Genomic DNA, 13835 nt, shown 5'->3' with positions numbered 1-13835 from the left:
GTATAATGGAGATGCCTAAAGAGATTTAGGCATCTCTTTTTTGATGAGGGGGGAAGGTACATGTACACAATTAAGCGACTCGATCAACTCGATAAGTCTTATAAACAACAAGCAGCGAGCGTATTGATTCAATCGTTTAAAGAAGATTTTGCAATCTTTAATAAAGATGAGCGTTCACTTTCAATAGATATTGCCGATAGTTTTAGAAGCGATCACGTTTACGTTGCGATGAGTGATGAAGAAGTTATTGGGCTCGCGGCTTTCTCAACGAAGCATCGCTATTCGCAAGTGAGTACACTGATCCGATCGGTTCGAGCTTTCGGTTTTTTTGAAAGGATATTTGTTCGCGAAAGCGATTAAAACAAAGCCAGTGCCGATCGAAAGCGGTCAATGTTACATTGAAGACGTCGCAACCTCCCCGAGTCATCGTAAAAAGGGCGTTGCTCATGCGGTTATTACTCACCTCATGCAACATGAACCTTACTCTGAGTTTATTTTAGAAGTGTATCAAATAAACAAAGGTGCAATTTCTGTATACGAATCATTAGGGTTTGAGACGTACAGTATGGGCAAAGAGAAGCTATGGTTTATTAATTTAAGTGAAAATCAACGCAAACAATACATGAAACGAAGCGTTCGAGCAAATTCTTTGTAAGAAGGCAACAAATCAATTATCGTAAATGATTAAGGGGGATTTAACATGAATATTGAAGTATGGTCGGACATTGCTTGTCCATTTTGTTATATTGGAAAAAGAAAATTCGAGATGGGTTTAGATCAATTTTCGGATAAAGAGAACGTCAAGGTGACGTACAAAAGCTTCCAACTCCAACCGGATGCAGACGTACACACGACAGAGACGTTAAATGAGCAACTTGAGAAGAAATTCGGGCAAGGACCAGAACAAGTTGTTGCAATGCAACAACAAGTCGTCCAACAAGCGAATGATGTTAACCTTGATTATCATATGGACGATGTAAAACCGACGAACACAGAATCCGCTCACCGCCTCATTCATTACGCTAAAGAACACGGCAAAATGGCTGAGATGAAAGAAGAGTTGCTAAAAGCGTACTTTATCGAAGGGAAGCACGTCGGTGAACACGAACAATTAGCCGCTCTTGCAGAACGAGTGGGACTAAATAAAGAAACCGCATTGGCGATTCTTGAAAGCGGTGCGTACAAAGAAGCCGTACAACAAGACATCCAAGAGGGCGCTCAACTAGGTGTACAAGGCGTTCCGTTCTTTGTCTTCAACGTAAGTATGCCGTATCAGGTGCCCAACCTCCTGAAGCATTTCTTGAGGTACTAAACAAAGTACGCGATGAAGAAAAAGATCAAGGCCTTAAGGTGATGAATCAAGGCGATGCGTGCACGGATGAATCTTGCTAATTAATTGAACCTCAGCGATGGGGTTCTTTTTTTTATTTGTGATGAGGACTTAAATACGAACGAATGGTAAAATAGTCATTTTAATGTTCGTATTTTACTTGACTTCAATGATATAGGCTGATAGTATAATTATAGACAAAATCATCAATGATACCTCATATAACAACAAGGATATGGCTTGTAAGTCTCTACCAAGACACCGTAAATGTCTTGACTATGATCGGTATACTTTTGACTTCTTTACTCTTACAAAAGTGATCGGTCGTCTTGCTTTTAGGCAGCGACTTTTTTTTATTTTGAGGAAATCAGAACTTACAATCAGGGGGCAAAGAGGTTGAAGAATTACTTTGAATTTGAGAAGCACAACACATCGTATAAAAAGGAAACGCTAGCTGGTTTCACGACGTTTCTTGCTATGGCGTACATTTTAGCGGTTAACCCACTGATTCTTGGTGACGCGGGTATGGATGCGAACGCAGTCTTTGTTGCAACGGCCATTGCTGCAGCGATCGGTTCACTCGTTATGGGGGTTTGGGGGAAATACCCAATTGCACTAGCACCAGGTATGGGTCTGAATGCATTCTTCGCTTATACTGTCGTTTTAGGTATGGGGATTGATTGGCAAATTGCTTTGTTCGGAGTTTTTCTTTCTGGTATTATTTTTCTAATTATTACGTTGTTCAAAATCCGTGAAGTCATTATTAATGCAATCCCAGCAGAGATGAAGTATGCAGCGGGTGCTGGTATCGGTTTGTTTATCGCTTTTATCGGGATGCAAAATGCTGAAATTATCGTTCCAGATCCAGCGACACTCGTTAGTCTTGGAGACTTTAGAAATCCTTATACGTTCTTAGCCGTGTTTGGTGTGATTGTGACTGCCTGTTTAATGGTACTTAACGTTAAGGGCGGAGTATTCTTCGGTATGGTGATTACAGCGGTTGCGGGGATGCTTTTCGGTCTTATTTCACCTCCTTCTGGTATTATTAGTTCAATTCCAAGCTTAGCACCAACGTTTGGAGCCGCGTTTACTCATTTAGGTGAAGTTCAGTGGACGACAGAAATGATCTTGCAACTTTCAATTGTAGTACTTACGTTTTTATTCATTGATTTCTTTGATACAGCAGGAACGCTTTATGCGGTTGCAAATCAAGCGGGCTTTATTAAAGATAATAAATTACCGAACGCCGGGCGTGCATTACTCTCTGATGCATCAGCTACGTCGGTCGGTGCGATTCTCGGTACGTCAACAACGACGGCCTATGTCGAATCATCTGCTGGTGTTGCAGCGGGCGGACGAACTGGATTTACGGCGATTGTAACGGCAGGGTTTTTCCTGATATCATTGTTCTTCTCACCGTTGCTTGAAGTTGTAACGTCACACGTTACGGCAGCTGCTTTGATTATCGTAGGTGTGTTAATGGCATCCGCCTTACGCCTTATTGAATGGGATCGAATTGAAATTGCCATTCCAGCATTTCTTGTTGTGGTCGGTATGCCACTTGCCTACAGTATCGCGAGTGGGATTGCACTTGGTTCATGTTCTACCCAATCACAATGATTCTTGCAGGGAAAGGGAAAGAAGTTCATCCGATTATGTACTTCCTCTTCTTCGTCTTTGCTGGATATTTGTTCTTCTTATAACTCTAAACGTCGACAAGCGATCATCAATCGCTTGTCTTTTTTTTATGAGTAAATCGATGCCAACTCGGACAAAATAGTGCCAGTTACATAGAGGAAGGAACGAAGAACGAATGAAACGAGTTGCACGACAGTTTGCTTTGCTGGTGATAGCCATCGTGTTCGTAACAACAGTTACGGATCATGTAAAAGCAGAAAATGTAGGTCCATTTACATCAACGTTAACGAATAGTGAAGGAGAACGAATTGGTCTTGCCTACTTTGAGCCTGACGATGAAGGCGTTCGGGTTCATTTTAGTGTTTCGGGTCTAGAGCCGAACAGAACGTATGAATTTAATTTCCATGAGCATGCAACATGTGAAACACCGCTGTTTACGAGTGCAGGTGATGTATTCAATCCTACAGCCGAAAAACAAAACGTTGCAGGAGAGTTGCCGAGTATTCGAACAGACAACAACGGACGCTACAGTGATTCTTTGGTCGCTGAGCATGCCAGTTTAGATACGATGGATCTCACAAATCCGGCACTTGAGGAAGGATCTTCGCTCGTTTTACAAGCCGGGGGCGAACGGATTGCATGTGGCATAGTGCAATATTGAAGTTAACACGAAAAACTGCCGAATTGGAGGTGTTCCAATCGGCAGTTTTTTTGTAATTTAAGCAACAGGTGTTCCGTTTAATACGGGTTGGTCAGGAGTGAGCAAGACGACGTCTCCTTTTTCAGGAACTGCGCCAATGACGAGAACTTCTGACTTAAAGCCTGCAACTTTCCGAGGTGGAAAATTAACAACGGCAGTTACTTGCTGACCAATCATTTGTTCAGATTCATACCGAGCAGTAATTTGTGCGCTTGATTGCTTAACGCCAATTTCTTCTCCGAAATCAATGGTCATTGCAATTGCTGGGACTTTCGCTTTTGCGAGCGGCTCAGCAGTAAGAACTGTACCGACGCGAATATCTAATTTCAAAAAATCTTCAATGGTAGCCATAGGTGTTCAATGTCTCCTCTTTTGTTTTTTTCCTTAGTGTACCGAAACTTCTAACTCTGGTTCAATGAGTGACCAATTCTGATCGTTCACTAAGCTCCAATTCTCTGGATCAGACGGGCGAATCCACCAGCCTTTTCCGTTAGAGCCACTCGTTACATATCGAAAACGGACGAGAATTTCTTCTTCTGTTAAATGTTCAATTGAGGCTTGTGCTTCAACCCAATGATTTTTCGTTGAGCCAATCCAAGAATGGTGCATTGTTTTTGTATAGTCATCCATGGCGATCGTTACAGGCAGTGGTTTCCATGTGTCACCATCATCGGTCGAAAAATCTACGAAGCCTTGATCACGTGCGATATCATTAAGAATATCAAAGGAAGTATCAAAGACTAGACGGTCTGTTTCGTGAGTGTCAAATTCGAAAACGAGTTCACTACTCACATTGCTTGTCATACCTGAGTACCAAGTGTGACCTTCAAGTGGATGGCTGTATGGAATGGAACGTATGAATTGCTGAACAAGGTCGTGGCGCACGCCATTAATGGAACCTTCGTCTCTAGTAGGATGTACACGATTCGTTAAGAAAATAACAAACGAGTCAGTCAGAGGATCAAGGACAAATGAAGTACCCGTGAATCCGGTATGACCAACGGTCGATGGTGAAGAAAGACCAGCCATAAACCAGCCACGGTTTACATTCCAACCTAAGCTTTGACCGAGATGCGATTCTGTTGTGATTTGATCTTCCATCATTAACTGCACGGATTCAGGTTGCAGCACTTGTGCATCACCATAACTACCACCATTAATCATCGTTTGTAAAAAGATTGCAAGATCATAGGCAGTACTAAAGAGACCAGCGTGACCTGCAACGCCTTGTAAGGCAGCTGCTTTCTCATCATGAACATCTCCCAAACGAGTCCGCGATCAGGCTGTATTCAGTCGGAGCAATGGTATGTAGCTCTCTATTCGGATTAAACATCGTATCAGTCATGCCAAGAGGAACTGTAATCCATTCTTCAACATACGAATCGAGCGATTGCTCACTCACAACTTCCACGATTTTACCGAGAATCATCATACCAACATCGCTATAAATCATTTGTGCTCCGGGTGTATAAACCGTCTCCAAAGACAATATGGCGCCCCACATTTCTTCTTGCTCATCATAGTCGGCTAATGAAATTGAGGCTGGAAGACCAGAAGTATGAGTAAGCAGTTGCTCGATTGTAATCGTATTTTTATCTGGATGCGTAGAAAACTCTGGAAGGTAATCAATGACGAGATCATCAATGGAGAGGCGATTTGTCTCATGGAGTTGCATAATGGCAGTTGCTGTAAATGTTTTCGTTAACGAAGCAAGATCAAACAACGTTTCGTTCGTCATTGCAATCGCTTCTTCACTAGTAAGTGGCTCACCGTTTGCATCGTACTTGTACGAATCCCCAACCGATTCGTGGAATACAATATCTCCGTCCTTAGCAATGAGTGTGACAGCACCGGGGTACAGTTTGTCTTGAAGACCGGAGGTCATCACATCTTCAGCTTTCTTTAGTTCGTCATCGTTAAGGTTCAATTCTTCAGGAAGTGCATAGCGAAGTTGTGTCGTCTCTAGCCGGTCTGCCCAATCAAAATCATACGAAAAGTACAACGTGTCGTGCCGATGAAGAAAGTAATTGGTTAACGTACGTAATTGTTCGTAACTCGTTTCATTAAGTCGACTTTGATCACGGTATTCAGCAAGTGACTGTTGAAATTCAAGCATGTACGAATGAAGCTTTTCGTCGGTCGGATCTTTAAGGAAAAAAACGCATGACGGTGAGCTCTCTTTGCAGGTCGCTCGCTAGCCGACGATCGGTAAGGAGACCTTGTCGTTCAAGACGTGAGATGGCTAACTGGATGTCGCCAAGCGTCACGGACGGATGTTCTGTCAGCGCTGCATCAGTCGCTTCTGTTTCGGCATGAACAAGATCAGTGGAGAACATGACGGGTGAAAAGATGAGAGCAATGGCTAATGTTAGTTGCAATATAGATTTCATAGCACACCCCTTGAAGTTAGAATAATGAAACTATTCATATCATCTCTATTGCCTACGAAAAGGTCAAGCTAATGATAAGAAATAATAACAGGGAAATGGAATGAGCTACTCAGAACAACAATAAAAAACGTACCTTCACATTGGGTTGTAAAGATACGTTAGTAACAGGTTTATGGTGGAGCTGGAGGGATTCGAACCCTCGACCTCTTGTCTGCCAGACAAGCGTTCTCCCCCTGAACTACAGCCCCAAAAATGATAACAACAATTAAAAATATACCAGTTAACTTTCGCGATCGTCAAGGAATTTTCGAGTTTTTTTGACAAATTCAGTTGCTCAGTAAATAGAATATGGAGAAACCTATTAAAAGAGAAAAAGCACAATCATGTTGATTGTGCCATCAAGTGTATTTAGTTATTGTTCGATGCTTAGTCTTCCTTCAGCAACTTCACGAAATTCTTGTCCCTCTTGATCAATGGCTTTAATTTCTATTTCTGCGCCGTCGACTTGCAGATTATTTGTTGCAGTCCAATAGCCTTCATAGTACCCATCTTCAACTTCACGCATCATGATTTCTGTCGGTGCAGCAGCTCTCGTAAAAAGCGGGATTCGAATAGCAAAAGAAGCGTCAAGTCCTGGTTCTCCTTCAAACGATACACGCACTGATTCACCAGCTTGAAGCGTTTGATCTTCCGTTGGTTGAATGTTTCGAATTACAGATTCGTCTTGCTCGGGTTGTTCTAGAACCGGAGCTTCACGGTAATTCGTGTCTTGTTCATAGCTATAAGCCATCGCCAGCAGTTCTTGCTCGCTCCACATTTCCCCAAAGAACGCAAGTGAGAATGGAGAGCCACTTTCATAATTGCCAGCTGGAACGGTTACAAGTGGTAGACCACTCATATTAATCTCAGGAACCGTTGTTGCGGAGTGATCACCTCCATGAAGGTTTGGGATCTCTTCCGACATTTGTGGATAAACAAATCCATCAAGGTCATGCTCTTCAATCACTTGGTCCACAATGTGAAGGTAGGCGGTACGTGCTTTCGTAAAGTCGACTTGTTCTGGAATGTCGTATGGATTCTGTAAATCTTCTTCAAAGTCAACCCCGCGATTACCAAAGTGCGCGAGCGGTCCACCTTTAGCCCACGGTACTTCTTCAGCTTGTTCAAAAAGCTCGGCAATCGATGGAAGATCGCCACTCGGATTTAATCGATCCAAATACGCTTGGAAATCACTAACTAACGCTTCGTAGCCGATGTTACCATATTGTTCCGCCACACCAATAAATTCTGAACCTGCAAACGGATCCTCAACGACTTCAGCTCCGAGAGCCTCTAGCTCTTCAATTGAACGTTCATAGAGTTCTTCAGTTTCCTCAGAAAGTTCCTCATCACGCCATCCTTCACCATACAATCCAATTCGTTTTCCTTCTAACGAACCTTCAGAAAGACTATCGGTGTAGCCATCCGCTGGGATGTTACCGATTGCTGCGATGGTTTTTGGATCTTGCACGGTGTAACCAGCTGTCACATCAAGCATAATCGCTGCATCTTCAACCGATCTTGAATGCGGACCAAGTACGTCACGTGTATTTGCCGCAAGAGGTGTTGTACCTGTGTTTGGCACGAGTCCAAATGAAGGTTTAACACTTACTAGAGATTGAGCAGCTGCTGGATTTTGGATAGAACACCGGTTTCTTCAGCAACCCCTAAGACAGCGAAGTTTCCAGAAATGGCTGTTGCCGTTCCGCTACTACTACCGCCTGGTGCGAGCGCGCGATCCACGGCATTATACGTATCACCGGCCCAACTCGTATCTGCTCGAGTGCCAGACGTACTGAACGCAGGGATGTTTGTTTTTCCGACAATAATTGCACCTTCTGCTCGTAAATCTTGTACGATCGGTGCATCTAGCTCAGGGACAATTGAAATTGATGAATCAGGTCCAAATCCTTCCCATCCGAAAGTCGACTGAAACCCTTCTACATCAACCGCTTCTTTAATGACAACAGGTATGCCTTCAAGTGCACCCGCTTCACCGTTTTGAATTCGTTCATCTGAAGCTTTAGCATCTTCGATGGCTTGGTCGTTTAGAAATGTAAACGCATTATAGTGGTCTTCATAACGTTCAATTCGTTCTAAGTAGCTCTCTGTTACTTGTTCGGCGGTGTATGTCCCGTCTTCATATGCTTCTTGTAAATCTGAGACGGTAACTTCTAGTAATTCAAATTCCTCTTCTGCCGCTGCTGGTGTTACTGAAGCGATGGATAATGCAAGAGCTGAAACCGATAGAAATGCCGCTCTTTTAACATTCAAGTAAGTGTGTGCTCGCATATCGTCGTCACTCTCCTCATTTTTATCTCTCCTATTCTTTGTATCAAATGAGTCTAAGAGAAGACGACTAGTTTGTTAGATTATCTAACCTCGACTAAGAGCGCTGAGGATATGCCCAATGCCCGTGTCGAACGTGCAGAGGAGATAGTGTTGTAAATCAAGATCGACCTGACTTCTGTGTAGAAGTTGGTTTAAATGGAATAGGAAGGAGTTCGGGGGAAGATGATCTAAATCTAATTCAAAAATAATGTGTACAGTCTACTGATCATCTTTCGTTTGCTACTAAAAGATAAGGGTAATCATAAGCAATGATGGTCGCTTTCTTTTGCGGTGAATGCTCGTTATGGCTTCGCGCTACAAATGGTGCTAAAATGATAATGTACTGGAGGCTGTTGGATGCTAAATAATACGAATGTAATCATTGAAGCACTTAATTATACTCGTGCAGGGGTATTAATTACGGATCCAAGTTTGGAAGATAACCCGATTGTTTATGCGAACCAAGGGTTTGTAGATATGACGGGGTATACAAAAGAAGATATTATCGGAAAGAACTGCCGATTTCTGCAAGGTGAAGAAACGAACCGCTCAGAAGTATCGCGGTTACGAGAAGGTATAAAAAAAATAAAACATCGGTTTTTGTTGAATTCGTCAATTACAAAAAAAGATGGCACGAAGTTTTGGAATAGCCTGTCGGTCGATTCGCTTTATATGGAAGATGAGGACAAGCATTATTTCGTTGGGGTACAACGCGATGTGACAGAGCGTAAAGAAATTGAACTAAACTATGAAAAATCACTTGAAGAAGTGAAATCATTGGCGTTTCCTATTGTGCCTTTACTAGATGGCATTGCGGTATTGCCACTTATTGGGGAGATGAGTGAAGAGCGCTTTCAAGCAATCTTCCGAGATGCTTCTGCCTATGTTGGTGAAACGAAAGTGGAAACATTCATTCTTGATGTATCGGGCTTAACGAAGTTACGCAACTATGAGATGGAAGGGATTTTGAAGTTGAAATCGGTTCTATCTTTACTTGGTACAGAAATGCAATTAAGTGGTGTGTCTACTGATATGGCTATTCAAGCCGTCAATCTTACAGACATTAAAAACCACAACATTAAAACGGCAACGTCCGTAAAGCACATTCTCGAGCGGTTGCTAAAACATTAATTCAAAAAGCGCGGAGGTCATTCGTGCTTTTTTTACATGAATGTTCCAACACATACTGGTACAATAACATTTGGACAAGGAAAAGGAGAATTACATATGTTGAAAAAATGGTTAGCAGTAGGATTTGTAGCAACTCTACTCGTCGGTTGCGCAACGGATGAGGAAGCACCGGAAGAGCAAGAACTAGAACCTGTTGAAGAAGCGGAAGATGAAGCAACGACTGATGATGAAACAGCATCGGATGCAACAGAGGAAACGTTCGAAGCGACGATCATTTTAACCGAAGATGGTGAAGAAGTGATTGAAGAAAGTACGGTAGAGTTTTCTGAGGGAGATAACCTCATGGAAGTTATGGATGAATATTTTGAGCTATCGACAGATGCGGATCAAACGTTCATTGAAGGGATTAACGGGTATGATTCAAATGAGGCTGACGGCTACTTTTGGACGTACACAGTAAACGAAGAAGAGATTTTTGAAGGTGCTGCAGATTACGAATTAGAACCTGAAGATGAAGTTCACTTTGACTTTGCAGAGTGGTAGGAAGAAGGAAAAGCGCGGGCGATCCGCGCTTTTTTTTAGTTCACTAAAGCAGTGGGGGTCAGTCCCCCGCTGCTTTAATAGGTTAAAGAGATAGACATAATACTGTTACGAATGTACGGTGCTGAACCATTACCGAATGATAACAAATCTTCATCACAGTAACGCGATGGGGGACTGTCCCCGGACGTTTGGCGACCTGTTCTGTACTCTTTGCAACGACGGCGTTTTAGAGTCACGGTAAGCGTGTATAGATAGGCAACACGAAGACGTGTACACAGACAGGAGGACGTAACACATGAAAAAAATACGTAGCGATGCTTGGAATCTCACTTTTACTCACGGCTTGTACGACAACAAATGATGAAGCAACATCAGATGAAGAAATGACCAATGATGACGAACAGGTTGAACCAGAAGCTAATATACAAGAAGAGACTGAACAAGTAACAGAAACTGAAATAGATACTGAAGGGGAAGGCGGCTTCCTCTGGAAGGTTGAGGAAGGAGAGACAACGGTCTATTTGCAAGGTACGATCCATGCAGGAATAGAAGAGATTTATCCATTAAATGAGGAGTTGGAAGCGGCATTTGATGAGGCTGACGTATTACTACCAGAGATTGACTGGCCTCGAATGGACCCGACAGGTGGTTTAAGTGAAGAAGAGATGATGGATTTAATTACATTTGATGATGATAGAGTATTGTCAGATGTCCTGGATGAAGAGACTTACGAAACTCTTTTAGACGTAATGGCTTCTGAGGGAATGCAAGAAGATATGATTGAACAAATTGAACCTTGGTACTTTGTGATGGGGCTTGAAGATGTTGAGACCGGTGAAATCTCATTAGATCAAGGGGTTGACTATCATTATCTAGAGCGAGGCTATGAGGAAGGCAAAGAGATTCGTGAGCTAGAGGGGCAAATTATTAGCTACAAGCAATGGAAGGGCAGTCATATGAACTACAAGTTGAACAATTAGAGTATTTGCTCAATCAAGATCGTCATGTAGAAGATGAGATAGATGAAGTCGAATTTTTCAACATGTATATGCATGGTGACGAAGAAGCAATGATCGGCGTATGGGAAGATGCCTCATATGGCGATGAATATGACCGAACAAATTTGTTTGATCGTAACGAACGAAATGCAACGATCATTGACGAAATTCTTCAAGAAGACGACGGACAAACCTACTTGGCGCTCATTGGTACGTTTCATTATGTCATCGAACCTGGAGTACAACATTTTCTAGAAGAAAAAGGCTACAGCGTTGAGCGAATAAATTAACGTTTTGTGCACAACTAAGTTACTTGGTTGTGCATTTTTTTGTTGCTTGGATCCATTTACGTACACCGACGAACGTAGAGATTTTTATTATTGTCATATTCTGAAAATTTGGTATGGTTTTTATGACGTGTGAAATTGAAGTAGATGTTAGGGGGAATCGTATGAGGATGCGCATTCACACGAAAATTATGCTGTTAATTGTTAGTCTCGTTTCAAGTGTGGCGATAATTATAGCAAGCATTTTTGCCTACTTAGAGACGAGAGATATTTACGAGACCCTTGGGGATAAGGCGTTAAGTACGGCTGTGCATATCGCAAATTCGGAAACCGTTATTGCGGCGTACACCGATGACAATCCTTCACTCGTCTTGCAAGCATATGCCGAACGATTTAGAGAAGAAACAGGAGCAGAGTTTGTCGTTATTGGTAATGATAAAGGAATTCGTTTAGCTCACCCTGATTATTGGAAAATAGGGCAAGCAATGGTTGGAGGAGATAATGATCCGGCGTTAAAAGAAGGCGAGTCTTACATTTCGCGAGCAGAAGGAACGAGGGAGAATCGTTACGAGGAAAAACTGCGGTTCGTTCTGAAGATGGAGAAGTCATCGGCGTTGTTTCAGTTGGTTTTTTTTGATTCAAGACGTTCATGCAGCGATTTGGCAGAGAATTGGATTGTTAGGGATTATCACGCTTGTCATCGTTAGCGTCGCAGCAATTGGAAGTTTGCAATTGTCTCGTAGTATACGAAAAGATATGTACGGATTAGAACCGTTCCAAATTGCGGGAATGTACGATGAAAGGCAAGCAACGCTTGCGGCGATCCGAGAAGGTGTGATCGCTGTCGATGCGGATGCGCTCATTACAACGCTCAATGATTCAGCCAAAAAGCTATTAGGGATTAGCGGGGATGTTATCGGAAAACCGATCGACAAGATTATTGAAGGGACGCAAATCCAGAAGGTATTAAGCGAAAAAAAAGCAGAATATAACCGTGAGCTAACGATGAGAGGACGTGTGTACATTGTTAATCGTGAACCGATTATGAGAAATGAACATGTCCGAGGTGCAGTATGCACATTTCGAGATAAAACAGAGATGATTGAAATGGCAAACACTCTTTCAGATATTAAAAAATATTCTGATGATCTTAGGGCGCAAAATCATGAATTCACGAATAAATTGTATGCTATCTCTGGGTACTTGCACTTAGGTTTTTATGAGAAGGCTGAACGGTACATTGAAGAAGAGACAACGCGTCATGATGAACAAGGACAAGTTCTTACAACCTCGATTAAGGATGCAACGGTTCAAGCGATCTTAATGGGGAAAGCAGGAAGAGCATCCGAATTAAAAGTAACGCTTCGTGTTGATCCGACAAGTCATTTAGACACTTTACCAAATCACATGGGCTCATCTCAAATCATTTCAATCCTTGGGAATGTTATCGATAATGCTCTAGAAGCAGCTCTAGTGAACGAAGTACCGCAAGTATCTGTTTTTATTACAGACATTGGTGATGATGTTGTATTTGAAGTTAGTGATAACGGTGCTGGCTTACCTACTGACTTCTTGGATGTTACGAAACGTGGATTCTCCACGAAAGGTCGTTCAAGGGGGTTTGGACTTTCGATCGTCGAGGAATTAGTGTCGCACTTTGAAGGATGGTTTGAGCATCACTCATTGCCAGAAGGTGGAAGTTTGTTTTCAATTTATTTACCTAAAACGTTAAGGGGGGAGAGCGATGATTGACGTTCTGATTTGTGAAGATGATTTTCGTATTGCCGATATCCATAAATCGCTAATTGAACAATATGCTGAACTGAATTGTATAGGGAAAACGAATTCAATTATAGATACAAAAAGGATGTTAGAGGAGAATAAGGTTGATTTATTGTTATTAGATATTTATTTGCCTGATGATATTGCAGTGAAGAGGCTCGGAGAATTCAGAGTATTGCGACCTAATTTGGATGTGATTGTTGTCTCTGCTTCAAATCATGATGAGCACATCAAAAAGTCATTGCGATATGGTGTTTATGACTACATTTTAAAAACCGATTCTTTAAAGCGCTTAAAGTCTTCATTATCGAGTTATATTAAATACTTTCAGACGATAGAAGAACAGCAAACGTTCAATCAAGATACGATTGATCACCTCATTTATAAGCAACAGCAATATGAACCGATAAAAGTGCTTCCGAAAGGAATTGATGGAATTACACTAGATTTAGTACGGCACCAATTAATGACTCATCAGGATGGCCTCACAGCAGAAGAATTAAGTGAACATCTAGGTGCATCTAGAACGACAGCGAGGCGTTACCTTGAATACTTAATTCGCTTAAAACACGCGAAAGTTATGCCGATTTACGGAATTGTGGGTCGACCTGAACGGCGTTATTTTTCTTTATAAACGGACCGCTATGAACAATATGAATTTAATAT

At 42.1% G+C, this 13835-nt stretch carries 17 protein-coding genes, 1 tRNA gene, 1 pseudogene and 1 riboswitch; of the genes and pseudogenes, 12 read left to right on the top strand and 7 right to left on the bottom strand.

Annotated features, from left to right (window positions below):
- The first annotated feature begins 60 nt into the window (after positions 1–60).
- The 5 genes and pseudogenes from JCM19055_RS06090 (at position 61) to JCM19055_RS22985 (ending at position 3629) form a co-directional block, all read left to right on the top strand.
- Complete coding sequence (locus JCM19055_RS06090) at positions 61–360, top strand: hypothetical protein (protein ID WP_042359004.1); 300 nt, start codon at positions 61–63, stop codon at positions 358–360.
- Positions 329–655: an N-acetyltransferase gene (locus JCM19055_RS06085; RefSeq protein WP_081833485.1), complete on the top strand. Its 327-nt coding sequence runs from the start codon at positions 329–331 to the stop codon at positions 653–655. Before JCM19055_RS06090 ends, JCM19055_RS06085 begins: the two co-directional genes overlap by 32 nt.
- 45 nt (positions 656–700) lie before the next feature.
- Complete coding sequence (locus tag JCM19055_RS06080; RefSeq protein ID WP_081833484.1) at positions 701–1312, top strand: DsbA family protein; 612 nt, start codon at positions 701–703, stop codon at positions 1310–1312.
- A gap of 215 nt (positions 1313–1527) precedes the next feature.
- Positions 1528–1629, top strand: a riboswitch (purine riboswitch).
- A gap of 97 nt (positions 1630–1726) precedes the next feature.
- Positions 1727–3033, top strand: a pseudogene (locus JCM19055_RS06075) (NCS2 family permease).
- 110 nt (positions 3034–3143) lie between these two features.
- A complete protein-coding gene (locus JCM19055_RS22985) occupies positions 3144–3629 on the top strand; it encodes a superoxide dismutase family protein (RefSeq protein ID WP_052365999.1) in 486 nt (161 codons plus the stop codon).
- Between the two features lie 57 nt (positions 3630–3686).
- Here JCM19055_RS22985 and csaA read toward each other — a convergent pair whose 3' ends face one another.
- The 7 genes from csaA to JCM19055_RS28710 form a co-directional block, all read right to left on the bottom strand.
- Positions 3687–4019 carry a chaperone CsaA gene (gene csaA / locus JCM19055_RS06065; protein WP_042359001.1) on the bottom strand — a complete coding sequence of 111 codons (333 nt, stop codon included), beginning with the start codon at positions 4017–4019 and terminating at the stop codon, positions 3687–3689.
- A 33-nt stretch (positions 4020–4052) separates the two neighbouring features.
- Positions 4053–4934 carry a serine hydrolase gene (locus JCM19055_RS22980; protein WP_052365998.1) on the bottom strand — a complete coding sequence of 294 codons (882 nt, stop codon included), beginning with the start codon at positions 4932–4934 and terminating at the stop codon, positions 4053–4055.
- Complete coding sequence (locus tag JCM19055_RS22975) at positions 4918–5784, bottom strand: serine hydrolase (protein ID WP_052365997.1); 867 nt, start codon at positions 5782–5784, stop codon at positions 4918–4920. Before JCM19055_RS22975 ends, JCM19055_RS22980 begins: the two co-directional genes overlap by 17 nt.
- Positions 5785–5815: 31 nt before the next feature.
- The gene (locus JCM19055_RS06055) at positions 5816–6058 is read right to left on the bottom strand and encodes a hypothetical protein (protein ID WP_042358999.1); all 243 of its coding nucleotides are present in this window, start codon (positions 6056–6058) and stop codon (positions 5816–5818) included.
- 173 nt (positions 6059–6231) lie between these two features.
- Positions 6232–6306 (bottom strand) — tRNA-Ala (locus tag JCM19055_RS06050).
- 164 nt (positions 6307–6470) lie between these two features.
- On the bottom strand, positions 6471–7682 hold the full coding sequence (locus JCM19055_RS28715) for an amidase family protein (RefSeq protein ID WP_265181872.1): 1212 nt from the start codon (positions 7680–7682) through the stop codon (positions 6471–6473).
- 26 nt (positions 7683–7708) lie between these two features.
- The gene (locus JCM19055_RS28710; protein WP_265181871.1) at positions 7709–8371 is read right to left on the bottom strand and encodes an amidase; all 663 of its coding nucleotides are present in this window, start codon (positions 8369–8371) and stop codon (positions 7709–7711) included.
- Positions 8372–8785: 414 nt separating this feature from the next.
- On the opposite strand from JCM19055_RS28710, the gene JCM19055_RS06040 reads away from it, so the two are divergent.
- The 7 genes from JCM19055_RS06040 (at position 8786) to JCM19055_RS06015 (ending at position 13803) form a co-directional block, all read left to right on the top strand.
- On the top strand, positions 8786–9559 hold the full coding sequence (locus tag JCM19055_RS06040; RefSeq protein WP_042358998.1) for an STAS domain-containing protein: 774 nt from the start codon (positions 8786–8788) through the stop codon (positions 9557–9559).
- Between the two features lie 96 nt (positions 9560–9655).
- Positions 9656–10102, top strand: a complete 447-nt coding sequence (locus JCM19055_RS22970; RefSeq protein WP_052365996.1) for a DUF4430 domain-containing protein — start codon at positions 9656–9658, stop codon at positions 10100–10102.
- A 314-nt stretch (positions 10103–10416) separates the two neighbouring features.
- Entirely contained in the window at positions 10417–11082 is a 666-nt protein-coding gene (locus tag JCM19055_RS06030) for a TraB/GumN family protein (protein ID WP_042358997.1), read from the top strand.
- A complete protein-coding gene (locus JCM19055_RS06025) occupies positions 11043–11390 on the top strand; it encodes a TraB/GumN family protein (RefSeq protein WP_042358995.1) in 348 nt (115 codons plus the stop codon). Before JCM19055_RS06030 ends, JCM19055_RS06025 begins: the two co-directional genes overlap by 40 nt.
- Positions 11391–11551: 161 nt before the next feature.
- On the top strand, positions 11552–12094 hold the full coding sequence (locus tag JCM19055_RS22965) for a hypothetical protein (protein WP_052365995.1): 543 nt from the start codon (positions 11552–11554) through the stop codon (positions 12092–12094).
- Positions 12021–13139, top strand: a complete 1119-nt coding sequence (locus JCM19055_RS06020) for a sensor histidine kinase (RefSeq protein ID WP_193745330.1) — start codon at positions 12021–12023, stop codon at positions 13137–13139. Before JCM19055_RS22965 ends, JCM19055_RS06020 begins: the two co-directional genes overlap by 74 nt.
- Positions 13132–13803 carry a response regulator gene (locus JCM19055_RS06015; protein WP_042358994.1) on the top strand — a complete coding sequence of 224 codons (672 nt, stop codon included), beginning with the start codon at positions 13132–13134 and terminating at the stop codon, positions 13801–13803. Before JCM19055_RS06020 ends, JCM19055_RS06015 begins: the two co-directional genes overlap by 8 nt.
- Positions 13804–13835 lie beyond the last annotated feature (32 nt).

Source organism: Geomicrobium sp. JCM 19055 (assembly GCF_000698185.1).
Taxonomy (GTDB): domain Bacteria; phylum Bacillota; class Bacilli; order Bacillales; family Marinococcaceae; genus Geomicrobium_A; species Geomicrobium_A sediminis.
Note: the sequence above shows the minus strand (reverse complement) of the source record. Positions and strands in the feature narration are given on the sequence as shown.